General features: G+C 69.7%; 13 protein-coding genes. 12 read left to right on the top strand and 1 reads right to left on the bottom strand.

The window, feature by feature from the left end; all coding sequences use genetic code 11:
* Positions 1-162 precede the first annotated feature (162 nt).
* On the bottom strand, positions 163-651 hold the full coding sequence (locus tag ABD172_RS00755; protein WP_344305994.1) for an NUDIX hydrolase: 489 nt from the start codon (positions 649-651) through the stop codon (positions 163-165).
* Between the two features lie 160 nt (positions 652-811).
* Here ABD172_RS00755 and ABD172_RS00760 point away from each other — a divergent pair, with 160 nt between their 5' ends.
* The 12 genes from ABD172_RS00760 to exaC all read left to right on the top strand — a co-directional run bounded on the left by ABD172_RS00760 (position 812) and on the right by exaC (position 15230).
* The gene (locus ABD172_RS00760; RefSeq protein WP_344305997.1) at positions 812-2305 is read left to right on the top strand and encodes a CCA tRNA nucleotidyltransferase; all 1494 of its coding nucleotides are present in this window, start codon (positions 812-814) and stop codon (positions 2303-2305) included.
* Positions 2306-2395: 90 nt separating this feature from the next.
* Entirely contained in the window at positions 2396-4108 is a 1713-nt protein-coding gene (locus ABD172_RS00765) for an AMP-binding protein (RefSeq protein ID WP_344305999.1), read from the top strand.
* Between the two features lie 204 nt (positions 4109-4312).
* Positions 4313-6745 (top strand): transglycosylase domain-containing protein, encoded by a 2433-nt coding sequence (locus ABD172_RS00770; protein WP_344306000.1) that lies wholly within the window; start codon positions 4313-4315, stop codon positions 6743-6745.
* Between the two features lie 56 nt (positions 6746-6801).
* Positions 6802-8190 carry a hypothetical protein gene (locus ABD172_RS00775; protein ID WP_344306002.1) on the top strand — a complete coding sequence of 463 codons (1389 nt, stop codon included), beginning with the start codon at positions 6802-6804 and terminating at the stop codon, positions 8188-8190.
* 237 nt (positions 8191-8427) lie between these two features.
* A complete protein-coding gene (rpsF, locus tag ABD172_RS00780) occupies positions 8428-8718 on the top strand; it encodes a 30S ribosomal protein S6 (protein WP_344306004.1) in 291 nt (96 codons plus the stop codon).
* Between the two features lie 31 nt (positions 8719-8749).
* Positions 8750-9412 (top strand): single-stranded DNA-binding protein, encoded by a 663-nt coding sequence (locus tag ABD172_RS00785; protein ID WP_344306006.1) that lies wholly within the window; start codon positions 8750-8752, stop codon positions 9410-9412.
* Positions 9413-9511: 99 nt separating this feature from the next.
* A complete protein-coding gene (rpsR, locus tag ABD172_RS00790) occupies positions 9512-9751 on the top strand; it encodes a 30S ribosomal protein S18 (protein ID WP_344306008.1) in 240 nt (79 codons plus the stop codon).
* 18 nt (positions 9752-9769) lie between these two features.
* Entirely contained in the window at positions 9770-10228 is a 459-nt protein-coding gene (gene rplI, locus ABD172_RS00795) for a 50S ribosomal protein L9 (protein ID WP_344306009.1), read from the top strand.
* 110 nt (positions 10229-10338) lie between these two features.
* The gene (locus ABD172_RS00800) at positions 10339-11682 is read left to right on the top strand and encodes a DUF445 domain-containing protein (protein WP_344306010.1); all 1344 of its coding nucleotides are present in this window, start codon (positions 10339-10341) and stop codon (positions 11680-11682) included.
* 151 nt (positions 11683-11833) lie between these two features.
* Positions 11834-12259: a DUF779 domain-containing protein gene (locus ABD172_RS00805; RefSeq protein WP_344306170.1), complete on the top strand. Its 426-nt coding sequence runs from the start codon at positions 11834-11836 to the stop codon at positions 12257-12259.
* A complete protein-coding gene (locus ABD172_RS00810; RefSeq protein ID WP_344306012.1) occupies positions 12259-13587 on the top strand; it encodes a sigma-54-dependent transcriptional regulator family protein in 1329 nt (442 codons plus the stop codon). The genes ABD172_RS00805 and ABD172_RS00810 overlap by 1 nt, the downstream gene beginning before the upstream one ends.
* A gap of 119 nt (positions 13588-13706) precedes the next feature.
* Entirely contained in the window at positions 13707-15230 is a 1524-nt protein-coding gene (gene exaC / locus ABD172_RS00815; RefSeq protein WP_344306015.1) for an acetaldehyde dehydrogenase ExaC, read from the top strand.
* Positions 15231-15288 lie beyond the last annotated feature (58 nt).

Consider the following 15288-nt stretch of genomic DNA (forward strand, 5'->3'; position numbering starts at 1 on the left):
CCTCGGCGGCGGAGGCGGTGGCGGCGTGGGCGACCGGGGCGCCGGGCACCGCGAGGGGTGCGAGGGCCGGGCCGCAGGCGAGGCCGAGCGCGATCGGCAGCGCGAGAAGAGTGCGCGGTGCGCGGGGGCGCAGGGTCGGTCGTGCCACGGGAGGTGTCCGGTTCACGGGAGGTATCGGGGGAGGACGGTGCGGGCGGCTGCGACGATGCGGCGCTCGTTCGCGAAGGACAGGCGTGTCGAGAGCTCGTCGAAGGGGACCCAGGCGGCGTCGACGGCCTCCTGGTCCGGGTCGTTGTCGACGGTGATGGTGCCGCCGGTCGCGCGCAGGAGGAAGTGGTGTACGACCTTGTGGACGCGGTGCCCCGACACGGAGAACCAGTAGTCGACGCTGCCGAGCGGGGCGAGGACGTCGCCGTGGACCCCGGTCTCCTCCGCGACCTCGCGGCGGGCGGCCTGGGCGGCGGTCTCGGCGCCCTCGAGGTGGCCCTTCGGCAGGCACCACTCGAGGCGGCCGGCCCGGTTCACGCGGGCGATGAGTGCGGTGTCCAGGCCCGGGGTCGTGAAATCGACCACGATGCCACCGGCGGAGGTCTCCTCCACGGTGTGGTGGCGCACCGGGAGCGGGCCCGGCTTGGGAAGCGGTCTGGACATGTCGAACACTCTATAGGCCGGGTTCGGGCGAACCCTGGAAGACGCCCGGTGGGCTGCTGTGACGCGCTCCGTCACGGCGTCGGTGCCCGGTGGACCGGCGGGTCCGGGCACAGCGAGCCGAGTACCCTGGGACGGTCCGCAGGAATCAGAAGGAGAACGTGTGTTCCTCGCCCACGCGCATGCACGACTGGCCGCCGCTCTCGACGGCCTCGACGCGGTCCTCGGACCCCTGGGGAGGATGTTCGCCGACGCCGGTTTCGAGCTCGCGCTCGTCGGTGGGTCCGTCCGCGACGCACTGCTCGGCCGGGACATGCCCGACCTCGACTTCACGACCGATGCACGCCCGGACGACATCCTGCGCCTCGTCTCCGGCTGGGCCGACACCCACTGGGACATCGGCAAGGAGTTCGGCACGATCGGCATGATCAAGCGCGGGTACCAGATCGAGATCACGACGTACCGCGCCGAGGCCTACGACGAGGCGTCCCGCAAGCCGGTCGTCGCGTTCGGCACCGAGCTCGACGAGGACCTCGTGCGCCGGGACTTCACGATCGGGGCGATGGCCGTGCGGCTGCCGGCTCGCGTGTTCGTCGATCCCTTCGGCGGCCTCACCGACCTCGAGGCCGGACTCATCCGCACGCCCGGGAAGGCCGAGTCGAGCTTCTCCGACGACCCGCTGCGCATGATGCGGGCCGCCCGCTTCGTCTCCCAGCTCGGGTTCGCCCTCGACGACTCCGTGCGCACCGCGATGACGGACATGGCCGCTCGGATCGAGATCATCTCCGCCGAACGCGTGCGCGACGAGTTCGTCAAACTCATGTGCGGAAAGGCCCCGCGGGCCGGGATCGAGGCGCTCGTCGACACCGGGATCGCGGACCACGTGCTGCCCGAGGTGGCCGGACTGCGCCTCGAGAAGGACGAACACCACCGCCACAAGGACGTGTACGAACACTCCCTCACCGTGCTCGACCAGGCCGTCGAGCTCGAGGCCGAGTACGCCACCGCGGTCGCCGATGCGGACATCCCCGAGGCGCAGAAGGTCGCGGTGCCGGACTTCGTCGTCCGGTTCGCCGCGCTCATGCACGACGTCGGGAAACCCGCGACCCGCCGGTTCGAGGACAACGGGGCGGTGACCTTCTACCACCACGACGTCGTCGGTTCGAAGCTCACGGCCAAGCGCATGCGCGCGCTCCGCTTCGACAAGGACACGATCAAGAAGGTCGCCCGGCTCGTCGAACTCCACCTCCGGTTCTACGGCTACGGGGACGCCGGCTGGACCGACTCCGCGGTCCGCCGGTACGTCACGGACGCCGGGGACCTCATCGTGCGCCTCCACATCCTCACCCGCTCCGACGTGACGACCCGGAACAAGCGGAAGGCGAACCGTCTCGCCCGGAACTACGCGGACCTCGAGCGCCGGATTGCGGAACTCGCCGAGAAGGAGGCCCTCGAGTCGATCCGTCCCGACCTCGACGGCTCGCAGATCATGGAGATCCTCGGGATCACCCCCGGCCCCGCTGTGGGACGGGCGTACCGGTTCCTTCTCGACCACCGGATGGAGCACGGACCGGTCGACGAGGAGACCGCGACCCGGATCCTTCTCGACTGGTGGAACGAAAACGGAAGTGTTTCCGGAACCGTCGATCCCGACTGATACGGTGCCGATGTAGTCGCCCGCCGCGACAAGGACGTCCGCGGCCGCAACACGCGCGACCCCCCGCTCGTTTCATCGAAGGAGCCGAACATGAGCACCGTGACCGACCAGTTCCGCGCCGCCCGTGATCGTCTGCTCGAGCTCCGGCTCGACCTCGACACCGCGCGGGCCGAGTTCGCGTGGCCGCGGTTCGAGCACTTCAACTTCGCCCTCGACTGGTTCGACGTCGTCGCCGAGGGCAATGAGAAGCCCGCGCTGTGGATCGTCGAACAGGACGGGACCGAGGGCATCTGGAGCTACCGCGAACTGTCCGAACGGTCCTCCCGGGTCGCGAACATGCTCCGGGACGCGGGGGTGAAGCGTGGCAGTCGCGTCATGGTGATGCTCGGCAACCAGGTCGAGCTCTGGGAGACGATGCTCGCCGGCATCAAGCTCGGTGCCGTGCTCCTGCCGACCACGACCCAGCTCGGTCCCATCGACCTCACCGACCGGGCCGAGCGCGGCGAGGCCGAGTTCGTCGTCGCCGGTCCCGCCGACGCCGCGAAGTTCGACGAGGTCGCGGTCCCCCTCACCCGCGTGATCGTCGGCGGGGAGCCGGCACGGGAGCAGGACCTCGCGTACGCCTCGGCGGCGGATTTCCCGGTGGAGTTCACGGCCGACGGGCCGACGGGCGCCGACGACCTGCTCCTCCTCTACTTCACCTCGGGAACCACCTCGAAGGCGAAGATGGTCGCCCACACCCACACCTCGTATCCGGTGGGGCACCTCTCGACGATGTTCTGGATGGGCCTCGAGCCCGGTGACGTCCACCTCAACGTCGCCTCGCCCGGGTGGGCGAAGCACGCGTGGTCGAACATCTTCACCCCGTGGATCGCCGAGGCCTGCGTGTTCCTCTACAACTACACGCGCTTCGACGCCCCCGCCCTCATGTCGACGATGGACCGGGTGGGCGTCACGAGCTTCTGCGCTCCGCCGACCGTGTGGAGGATGCTCATCCAGGCGGACCTCACCCTCCTGGAGAACCCGCCGAAGAAGGCGCTCGGGGCCGGTGAACCGCTCAACCCCGAGGTCATCGATCAGGTCGAGCGGTCCTGGGGCGTGTCCATCCGCGACGGCTTCGGTCAGACCGAGAGCACCCTGCAGATCGGCAACCCGCCCGGGATGCCGGTGAAGGCCGGGTCGATGGGGAAGCCGCTGCCGGGGTACGAGGTCGTCCTGCGGGACCCGGCGACCGGGGAGATCGGCACCGAGGGGGAGATCTGCCTCCAGGTCGATCCGCGTCCCGTCGGTCTCATGACCGGCTACTGGGGGGACGAGGCGAAGACCGCCGAGGTGTTCCACGACGGCGTCTACCACACCGGTGACGTCGCCGGTCGGGACGAGGACGGGTACTACTTCTACATCGGTCGGGCCGACGACGTGTTCAAGGCGAGTGACTACCGGCTGTCCCCGTTCGAACTCGAGAGCGTCCTCATCGAGCACGAGGCCGTCGCGGAGGCCGCCGTCGTGCCGTCCCCGGACCCGGTGCGCCTCGCGGTGCCGAAGGCGTACGTCGTCCTCGCCGCCGGGTGGGAGCCGAACGCGGCCACTGCCGAGAACATCCTGGGCTTCTGCCGGGAGCACCTCGCGCCCTACAAGCGGATTCGCCTGATCGAGTTCACCGAACTGCCGAAGACGATCTCCGGGAAGATCCGCCGCGTCGAGCTGCGGAACCGGGAGGAACTCCTCCACGGGGACTTCGCCGAGGCGCCCGCCGACGCCCGCGAATGGGCGGACTCGGACTTCCCGGCGCTCAAGGGCTGAGCGGACAGGGCCGCACACGAACCGGCCGAGCGACAGGGCCCAGCGAATGGGCCGTGAGAATGGGCCGTGCGGACCCGGGGAGGTACCCCGGGGTCCCGGCGTTCGCCCTGTTGATCCGGACACAATCACGGGTTTCCTCATTGACTTCCCAATGAGTGGTGGAATCGTTGAAACGACCATCTTCTCGATCAGACTGGGGGACCCGTGCCTACGAGTTCGTCGAAATCGCCCACGCCACGCCGGGCGAAGAACCCGACGGGCGGCCGCCGAGCGGCCGCTGCCGGCGGCGCGAGCACCACGAAGAACCTGCTCAACTACCCGCGAGCGGGCGTGGGCGGCTGGACCCGCTGGCTGCCGTCGCTGCGCATGTGGGTCGTCGGTGTGCTCGGTGTGCTCGCACTCGGGATCGGCGGATTCGCCGTCGGTTACGCGATGACGGACATCCCGGAGCCGAACGTCGAGGCGACCGGTGAGACGACGACCGTCTACTGGAACGACGGGGAGACGGAACTCGGCGAATTCGCGAACGAGGACCGCCGCAGTGTGCCGATCGAGGAGATCTCGATGCCCATGCGCCAGGCGGCGATCGCCGCGGAGGACCGCAGCTTCTACGAGAACCGCGGCATCTCCTTCAAGGGACTCACCCGTGCCGCCGTCGGTGTCGTGACGAACGACTACGCCGGTGGTGGGTCGACGATCACCCAGCAGTACGTGAAGAACATGTACCTCACGAACGAGCGCTCCCTCGAGCGCAAGATCAAGGAGATGTTCATCGCGATCAAGATCGACCAGGAGCTCGAGAAGGACGAGATCCTCGCGAACTACCTCAATACGATCTTCCTCGGCCGGCAGAGCTACGGCATCGAGGTCGCGGCCCAGAACTACTACGGCAAGAGCGCGTCCGAACTCGACGTGTCCGAGAGCGCGCTCCTCGCCGCGATCATCCAGCGGCCCGGTGCGGCCGATGCCGCGGCGGAACCGGAGACGTACCAGGCCCGGTTCGACTACATCCTCGACGGCATGGTCGACCTCGGGTATCTCACGCAGGAGGAACGCGACGCCACCGAGATGCCGACCGAGTTCGCGGACCCGGCCTCGAACCAGTACGAGGGGGTCAACGGTTATCTGCTGGAGACCGTGCGCGAGGAACTGCTGAGCAACGGCGTCACCGATGCCCAGCTTTACCGTGGCGGCCTGAAGGTGACGACGACCTTCGACCAGGACGACATGGATGCGGCGGTCGAGGCCGTCGAGGACCTCCCGGAGCTCAAGGACGGCATGCACGTCGGTCTCGTCGCGATCGACCCGGAGACCGGTGGCATCCAGGCGATGTACGGCGGTCACGACTACCTCGAACGGCAGCGCAACGCCGCCACCCAGGACATCGCACAGGCCGGTTCGACGTTCAAGCCGTTCACGCTCGTGGCGGGCCTGGAGAACGGATACCGCCTCACCGACTACTTCACCGGGACGAACGGCACCACTCTCGCGATCGACGGCAGCGAACCGTGGACCGTCCGCAACTTCGGTGGTTCGAGCTACGGGCCGGTGTCGCTCCTCAAGGCCACGCAGAGCTCGATCAACACCGCATACGCGCAGCTCAACATCGAGGTCGGTCCGGACAAGACGCTCGACGTCGCGACCCGTGCGGGCCTCCCGGAGGACACCGCCGGGATGGAGCCCTACGCCTCGAACGTGCTCGGTACCGCGAGCCCCCGTGTCCTCGACATGGCGAGTGCCTACACGACCTTCGCGGCGAACGGCATCTACCGGGCCCCGCACTCGGTGCAGACGGCCGTCGACAGCGAGGGCACGACGGTCTACGAACCGGACACCGAGGGCGAACGCCGGTTCGACGAGGCGGTGATGGCGGAGACCACGTACGCCCTCGAGCACGTCGTCACGAGCGGTTCGGGGTCCTACGCCCAGAACCTCGGTCGTCCCGCGGCCGGCAAGACCGGTACGTCCTCCGACAACTACTCCGCATGGTTCGACGGATACACCCCGAACCTCGCCGCGGCGATCGCCATCTACCGTGAGGACGAGGAGGGCAACCCGACGCAGATCGGCTCCTACGGCGGCCGTTCCGAGGTCACGGGTGGCTCCTTCCCGGTCCAGGTGTGGACCGACTTCATGGAGGGCGCACTCGAGGGCGAGGAGGAACTCGACTTCCCCGAACGCGGTGAGCTCCCGGACGTCGAGAAGCCGGACAACGACTCGGGCGTCCCGCAGCAGTCGGCCCCGAAGCCGAAGCCCGCACCGGCGCCCGAGGAGGAACCGGAGGAGACCCAGGCTCCCGAGGAGACCGAGGCGCCGGAGGAGACCGAGGCACCCGCTCCCGAGGAGACTGCGGCACCCGAGCCGAGCGCACCGGTCGAGGAACAGCCGGCACCGCAGCCCTCGCAGCAGGCACCGCAGCCGGACACCGGGAACACCGGTCGTCCCGGCGCCGGTGACTCCGACGGAGGAGGCTCCGGTGGCGGAGGCGACTCCGGCGGAACGGGAGGCGGTGACTCCGGCGGTGGCGGCGATTCCGGTGCGGGCGGCTCCGGTGACTCGGACGGTGGTGGCCTCGTCGCTCCGGGCGGTGCCACCGCGGACAACCGCCGGTTGACCGGACCCACCGGACGCGGTTGAGCCGGTGCACCCGGATCTGTGCATGAGGCCGGCGACGCTGTCGTAGTGTGAGGCGCATGCGGCAGATCACTCCCCAGGCCCTCGCCGGACCGCTGTTGGGCGGACCGGAGGGCACCCACCAAGGCCCCGCCGATCGGCGATTCCGGCGGGCCGGCGCGGCGGGCGTGTTCCTCCTCCTCGGAGTGAACGCGCTCGCCGGTGTGCTTCTCCAGGCACCGTGCTTCCACCACGGCTGGGACTTCCCCCGCTCGTCCTTCCGGCAGTGCGCCTCGCCGATGGCCGGGGCGCTGTCGGGGCTAGGCTTCCCGGACGCCGCGGGGCGCGCCCCGGGTGACCTCGCCGGCTTCTCCCCCGTCACGGCGTGGGCGGTGGCGCTCGGTCGGTCCGTGTCCGCGGACGATCCCGCGGCCGCGATGGCCTTCCTCGTCCTGTTCTCGGTGCTCGCGGTGGCGGTGCTCGGTATCGCCCTGTGGGTGCTTGCCGGTCGCTCCGGCCGCCCGTGGTTGCCGCTCGCGTTCGTCTCACCCGTCGTGTTCCTGTCGATCGGACAGTCGCTCGACACGGTCGGGGTCGCCGCCGCCCTGTGGGCGCTCGTCCTCGTCGACCCGCGGGAACCGCTCGGTCGGACGACCACCGGGCGCCTCGTCGGGGCCGGGGTGTTGCTCGCCGTCGGGCTCTTCGTGAACCCGCTCGCGGCCCTCGTCGTCGCGGGCCTCGTCCTCGTCATGGTGCGCCGGGGCACCGGCCGCGACCTCCCGGTCCTCCTCGGGTCCCTCGCGATCGCCGCGGGTGTGTGCGTGCTCGCCGACGGGCGGGTCGTGTCCCGGCTCCGCGCGTGGTGGGCCGAACCGGTCGATCGCGGCTCCTTCGCCTCGGTCGTCGCCACGCTCCCGGACACGGACCCCGTCCGGCTCGCCCGGACGGCCGTCGCCGTCGGCCTCGGCGTCCTCCTCGCGGTCGTGGCGGTCGCCGCACTCCGGATGCTCGTCGGGGCGTCGCGCGGGAACCGGGGACGAGGCCTCGGGACCGCCGAGGCGCCGCACGACCTCGCGGTGCTCGTCACCGTGTTCCTCGGGACGGCACTGCTCGTGCTCCCGGCGGCACCCGTGACGAGTGCGTTGTGGCTGCTGCCGTTCGCCGTGCTCGCGGTCCACCGCATGTGGGTCCACGGTGCGTGGATGCTCTCCGAGCTCGGACTGTTCCTCGCGGTCAACCTCGCGGACGCGAATGCGGCGGACGCCGGGACCGGGCTGTCGAACCCGTGGCTCGTGTTCTTCACGATGCTGCGCCTGCTCGCCGTGCTGGTCGTCGTCGTGGCCGCCGGTGAGGGGTTGCTTCGGCGCGTGCTCACGGCGGGCCTGGGGCCGGTGGGTCCGGGGCCGGTGGGTCCGGGGCCCGCGCCAACGGATTCGCGGAGGGAAACCGATTCCGTTTCCGTTTCGTGAGATCGCAAGCGAATCGATCGACCCGGGCGAATCTCTTGGCAGAGACGGACACATCACAGGACGGGTCGACGCAGCGGCCCGCTCCGGCTGGTCAGGAGTGGGTGCGGCGACTACACTGGTGAAGTCTGTGCCGCCTCCGTGAGCAATCCGCTTCCCGGTGGAGGCACGACGGATGCATAAGTCCCTCCTGCCACGGAAAGACCGTGGCCGCATGAGACCAGAGGAGGTGGGTCACCAGTGCGTCACTACGAGCTCATGCTCATTCTCGACCCGGAACTCGACGAGCGTTCCCTGGGCACCACTGTCGAAAATCTGATCAAGGTCGTCCCCGCCGATGGCGGAACCGTGGACAACGTGGACATCTGGGGTCGTCGCCGCTTCGCGTACGAGATCCAGAAGAAGGCCGAGGGCTACTACGTGGTCATCGATCTCCACGCCGTTCCGGCCACGACCAAGGAACTCGAACGCCAGCTCGGAATCAACGAGTCCGTGCTGCGCTCCAAGTTCCTGCGCGCCGACGCCAAGTAATCACTGAACCCACTGCGCACGAGGAGGCACCATGGCAGGCGAGACCATCATCACTGTGATCGGCAACATCACCGCTGATCCCGAACTCCGGTTCACCCCCAACGGTGCGGCCGTCGCCAACTTCACGGTGGCTTCCACCCCGCGTACGTTCGACCGTCAGTCCCAGGAATTCAAGGACGGGGAGACCATGTTCCTCCGTTGCAACGCCTGGCGCGAGATGGCCGAGAACGTCGCGGAGTCCCTCCAGCGCGGTTCCCGGGTGATCGTCCAGGGCCGACTGAAGTCGCGGACCTTCGACACGAAGGAGGGCGAACGCCGCACGGTGTTCGAACTCGACGTGGACGAGATCGGTCCGTCGCTGAGGTACGCCACGGCCAACGTCACGCGCAATGAGCGCAGCGGTGGCTTCGGCGGCGGCCAGCAGTCCGGCGGCGGTTTCAACCGCGGAGGCGGCGCACCCCAGGGTGGCGGCTTCGGCGGTCAGGCCGCGGGCGGGGCTGCCGCGGCCGGCGGTGGTTGGGGCCAGAACCCCAACGCCGGCGGCGGCTACGGCGGGGGCCAGCAGGGCCAGGGCGGCGGTTTCAACCGTCCCGCCCAGCAGCCGGCACCCGCACAGGACGACCCCTGGGCGGCGTCGAACCCGCAGAGCGGTGGCGGTTGGGGCAACCCGACCGACGACGAACCACCGTTCTGATCGGTGCCGCGCCACCGCCTCGGCGACGGCGGAGGATTCCGCCCACCGTGAGGCCGCGGCGCACGCTCACACACGATTTTTCCTGACAGGAGTACACCCATGGCGAAGCCGGAGATCCGGAAGCCCATCAAGAAGAAGGCGAACCCGCTCAAGCCGGGCGAGATCGCCAACATCAACTACAAGGACACCGCAGCCCTGCGGAAGTTCATCTCCGACCGTGGCAAGATCCGTGCTCGCCGCGTCACCGGTGTGACCGTCCAGGAGCAGCGCCTCATCGCGAAGGCCGTCAAGAACGCCCGCGAAATGGCTCTTCTCCCCTACTCGAGCTCGTCTCGCTGATCGGAGGGGGATTTCATCATGGCTACCAAGAAGATCATCCTCAACCAGGAAGTCGACGGACTCGGTGCAGCCGGTGACGTCGTCGAGGTGAAGGCCGGTTACGCACGTAACCTCCTCCTCCCCCGCGGCTGGGCCTCGGCCTGGACCCCCGGTGCGGAGAAGCAGATCGACGCCCTGCGCAAGGCTCGTCGTTCGCGCCAGATCGCGGACCGCGACGAGGCTCTCGCCCTCAAGGCGAAGCTCGAGTCGGCGACCGCCCGCATCGACATGAAGGCCGGCAAGAACGGCCGTCTGTTCGGCGCCGTGACCCCGGCTCTCGTGGCCGAGGCCCTCGCGTCGGTCGCAGGCACCGAGTTCGACCGCCGTCAGGTGGCTCTCGGCTCCCACGTGAAGACCGCCGGTGCGTACACCGCCACGGTCCGCGTGCACGACGAGATCACCGCGAACGCGAAGTTCGAGGTCATCGCGAAGGCCTGATCGCCTTCTCGTGGCACTGTCCGCCCCCGGCCCGGAGTACGGGCCGGGGGCGGAGTGCATTCACCGCCCGCCCGCAGGTGCTTCCCGCCGGGTGTTGGCACAATGGCGTCATGAGCCCCTCTGCGTCCACCTCCACTCCGTCCTCCGTCGCAGTCGCCGGCACGGCAGGTCCCACCGGCGTTCGCGGTCCCGCAGCACCGCCCGGACCGGACGACCTCGAACGGGCACGGGCCCTGCGGCGGATGCGCCTGCTCGCGACAGGGTTGCTCTGCCTCGCCGCGGTGATCTTCCTCCTCACCCACCTCCTCACCGATCTCACCGGCATCTGGGGCTTCGTCGCGCGCGGGTCCGAGGCGGCGATGATCGGAGCGATCGCCGACTGGTTCGCGGTGACCGCGCTGTTCCGGCACCCGCTCGGTCTGCCGATCCCGCACACCGCGATCATCCCGCGCAAGAAGGACGCCCTCGGGGCGAGCCTCTCCGGGTTCGTCGCCGCGAACTTCCTCAAGTCGCACACCGTCGCGCCGAAGATCCTCCGGGCCGGGGTGACGAAGCGGGCCGGAGAGTGGCTCGCGCAACCGGGGAACCAGGCGGTCCTCGTGGCGCGCGCGGGGCAGGGCCTCGAGTACGTGCTCGCCCGGGTCGACGACGACTCCGTCGAGGCACTCACGCGCAAGGTCCTCGTGCCCAAGCTCGTCGACCTCCACAAGGCGCCCGTGCTCGGCCGGCTGCTGCGGGAGATCGTGCAGGACGGGGCCCACCGCCGCCTCGTCGACCTCGTCCTCGGTGAGGCGTACACCTGGCTCGCGAACAACCCGCAGGTGATCGAGGGCCTCGTCCAACAGAAGACCCCCGAATGGGTGCCGAGCTTCATCCACGGTTCGGTCGCCGGCCGCCTCCAGCGCGAGGTGCTCACCTGGGTCGCGGACCTGCACAACGACCGCGACCACAAGGCGCGGCAGGCGCTCGACCAGTGGTTGCTGGAACTCGCCGATCAGCTCGGTGAGGAGGGCACCTCGGTCGCGGAACGCGCGGAGGTGGTCCTCGACGAGCTCCTCCAGCAGGAGGGCGTCGTCCATGCCGTCCTCGACGCGTGGGTGTCGCTCCGACGGCTCCTGCGCTCGGCGGTCGTCGACACCGAGGGGGAGGTCCACGTGCGGATCCGGCAGATGCTCGCCGGGCTCGCCGAGCGGGCCACGACCGACGCGGAGTTCCAGGCGACCGTCGACGCCCGCCTCGCGACGACCGCCGGCGACCTCGTCGAGTCCTTCGGCGACGAGTTCGCGAGCGTCATCTCCGACACCATCGCGGGGTGGGACGCGAAGGAGGCGAGCGAGCGGATCGAGCTGTACGTCGGCAAGGACCTCCAGTACATCCGCATCAACGGCACCGTCATCGGCGCGCTCGTGGGCGTCGTCATCCACGCGCTCACCCTCGTCCTGCCGGGAGTCTGACCCGGCCGTCGTCCCCGGCGGGTGCGGACGGGTTGTCCGCCGGTGCCCACCCCTTGCCGGGGCGCGGGTGGGCGGTTACCGTCAGAGGACCCGATTCGCACGTCGCTACAAGGGAGTGGAGACCGTGACGAACACGATCGACGAATCCGTCATGCCCGCACCGGTGCTCGACGCCCGGCCGGAGATCCCCGGGGAGGACACGTCCCGGGTCGCGATGACCGCGTCCGCCCTCGACCTGCTCACCCGGCTGAGACGCATCCACGGACCGCTCATGTTCCACCAGTCCGGTGGGTGCTGTGACGGGTCCTCGCCCATGTGCTACCCGGCCGGCGAGTTCCGCACCGGGGACTCCGACGTCCTGCTCGGCACCTTCGAACTGCCGGAGGACCCCGAGGGCACCGCCGGGGAGACGCCTGCGGACCGTGAGATCGCCTTCTGGATGAGCCGCGAACAGTTCGAGTACTGGAAACACACGCACCTCACGCTCGACGTCGTCGACGGTCGTGGCTCCGGGTTCTCGGTCGAGGCGCCCGAGGGCAAGCGGTTCCTCATCCGGTCCCGCCTCATGGAGTCCTGATGCCGCACGCGTCCCCGTGGCCGGCCCCCACCGCGGACGAGTACCAACGTGCGGTCCTCCGCGCACGCTCCGATCTGCACACCCACGTGCACACCGCCGCCGAGGCGCCCTGCCCTGCGGGCACCCGGACCCTCACCGTCCGCCCCGACGTGTGGGCCTCGTGGCGGCGGAGTCTGGAGAGTCTCCACACCGATCCGGCCGGTCCGCGCGCACCCGAGGACGTCCTCGACGAGGACTCCCTGCGCGACGCCCGGCTCGCGCACGCCTTCCACCAGGTGCTGCCCCTGCTGCGCACCCGGCTCGTCGAACCGGCCTCCGACGCGGGCCTGCTCGTCGCGCTCGGTGACGCCCGCGGCCGGCTCCTGTGGGTCGAGGGCACCGTCCCCGTCCGCTCCCGGGCGGAGTCCATGGGGTTCCTGCCCGGTGCCGACTGGTCGGAGGCCTCGATGGGCACCTCGGCGCCGGCGCTCGCCCTCGCCACTCGGCGCTCCACCCAGGTTGTCGGGGCCGAACACTTCGCCGAGGCGGTCCATCCCTGGAGCTGCAGCGCGGTCCCCGTGACGGACCCCGTCACGGGGAACACCCTCGGCGTCATCGACATCACCGGCGACACCGACGCCGTGGCACCCCTCGTTCTCCCGCTGCTGGAGTCGACGGCCCGGGAGGTCCACGACGAACTCCGCCGGCTGCGGGACGGAGGTCGGCACCCGGGGCAGGGCGCCTCGGCGGCGTGGTTGGCGGTGACGGGCCGTCGGCACCCGGCCCTCGTGCACGCGGGCGTGCGCCGGGAGCTCAGCAACCGGCATGCGGAGCTGTTGGTCCTCCTGCAGGAGCACCCGAGCGGGGTGAGCGCGGCGGAACTCGCCGAGGACCTGCACGGGACGGCCGGTGCCGACGGGACGGTGCGTGCGGAGCTCGTGCGGGTGCGGAAGGCACTCGTCGGTGCGTTCGGGGAGGACGGGGCGTCCGTCACCCTGGCATCCCGGCCCTACCGGCTGGAGGGGCGCCTGGACGGCGACGTGCACGCGGTGCGCCGGGCACTCGCCGCCGGGGACGTGGCAGCGGTCCTCGAGGTGTACGCCGGCCACGTGCTGCCCGACTCCGAGGCGCCCGGGATCGTCCGTCTGCGTGACCGGCTCCACGCGCACGTGCGGGAGGTCGTCCTCGAGCACGGCACCTGGGAGCAGATGTGGGCCTTCGCGCAGCTGTCGGAAGCGGCCGAGGACGAGCGGGTGCTGACCGAGGTGCTCCGCGCCGCCCCCTGTGACTCCCCGGTCCGCGCCGAGGTGGTGCTCCGACTGGAGGCCCTGGAGGACTCCGCGGCCTGAGAGCATCAAGGCAGAAACGGGCTGCAACCTGCGTGCAACGGTGCGCGCGCTAGGTTCCTGAGCACGCACCGTCGACAAGGGCGTCGACGGGGACGGACCAGGACGTTCGAGGAGGAACCATGCCTGTATTCGCACAGCCGGGGACCGAGGGGTCCCTGCACACCTTTGCCGACCGGTACGAGAACTTCATCGGCGGGGAGTGGACCAAGCCGGTCAAGGGCCAGTACTTCGCCAACCCCACACCCGTGACCGGGCAGATCTTCACCGAGGTGGCCAGGGGCACCGGCGAGGACATCGAACTCGCACTCGACGCCGCGCACGCGGCCGCGCCGGCCTGGGGGAAGACCTCGCCGGCGGAACGCGCGGGGATCCTCAATCGGATCGCCGACCGGATGGAACAGAACCTCGAGAAACTCGCCGTCGCGGAGAGCTGGGAGAACGGCAAACCGATCCGGGAGTGCCTGGCTGCGGACATCCCGTTGGCCATCGACCACTTCCGGTACTACGCGGGTGCGATCCGGGCGCAGGAGGGCCGCCTCTCGCAGATCGACGAGGACACGGTCGCCTACCACTACCACGAGCCACTCGGTGTGGTCGGGCAGATCATCCCGTGGAACTTCCCCATCCTCATGGCCGTCTGGAAGCTCGCCCCGGCGCTCGCCGTCGGCAACGCGGTCGTCCTCAAACCCGCGGAGCAGACACCCTCGTCGATCCTCGTGCTCGTCGAGCTCTTCGGCGACCTGTTGCCGCCCGGTGTCCTCAACATCGTCAACGGGTTCGGGTTGGAGGCCGGCAAGCCGCTGGCCTCGAACAAGCGGATCCGCAAGATCGCCTTCACCGGCGAGACGACGACCGGGCGCCTCATCATGCAGTACGCCTCGGAGAACCTCATTCCCATCACCCTGGAGCTCGGCGGCAAGAGTCCGAACATCTTCTTCGAGGACGTGATGGCCGCCGATGACGCCTTCCGCGACAAGGCGGAGGAGGGCTTCACGCTCTTCGCGCTCAACCAGGGCGAGGTCTGCACCTGCCCCTCGCGGGCGCTGCTGCAGGAATCGATCGCCGACGAGTTCCTCGAGAGGGTGGTCGCCCGGACGAACTCGATCGTCCAGGGCAACCCGCTCGACACGGACACCCAGGTGGGCGCGCAGGCCTCGAACGACCAGTTCGAGAAGATCATGTCGTACCTGGACATCGGGAGGCAGGAGGGCGCGCAGGTGCTCACCGGCGGGGGACCTGCGGAGATGTCCGGGGACCTGGCCGGGGGCTACTACGTGCAGCCGACGATCTTCAAGGGCGACAACTCGATGCGGATCTTCCAGGAGGAGATCTTCGGTCCCGTCGTCACTGTCACGACCTTCAGTGACTACGCCGACGCGATGAGGACCGCGAACGACACCCTGTACGGCCTCGGGGCGGGTGTGTGGAGCCGCAACGGGAATGTCGCCTACCGGGCGGGCCGTGACATCCAGGCCGGACGGGTGTGGGTGAACAACTACCACGCATATCCGGCGCACGCGGCCTTCGGTGGGTACAAGTCCTCGGGCATCGGACGCGAGACCCACCTCATGATGCTCGACCACTACCAGCAGACGAAGAACCTGCTCGTCTCCTATGCGGAGGACAAGCTGGGCTTCTTCTGAGCCCGGAGAGTCGCGGAACGATCGCCCGCCGAGGCGCCCCGGTGCAGGTCATGAACCT

The sequence above is a fragment of the Brevibacterium samyangense genome, from assembly GCF_039529845.1.
GTDB lineage: Bacteria > Actinomycetota > Actinomycetes > Actinomycetales > Brevibacteriaceae > Brevibacterium > Brevibacterium samyangense.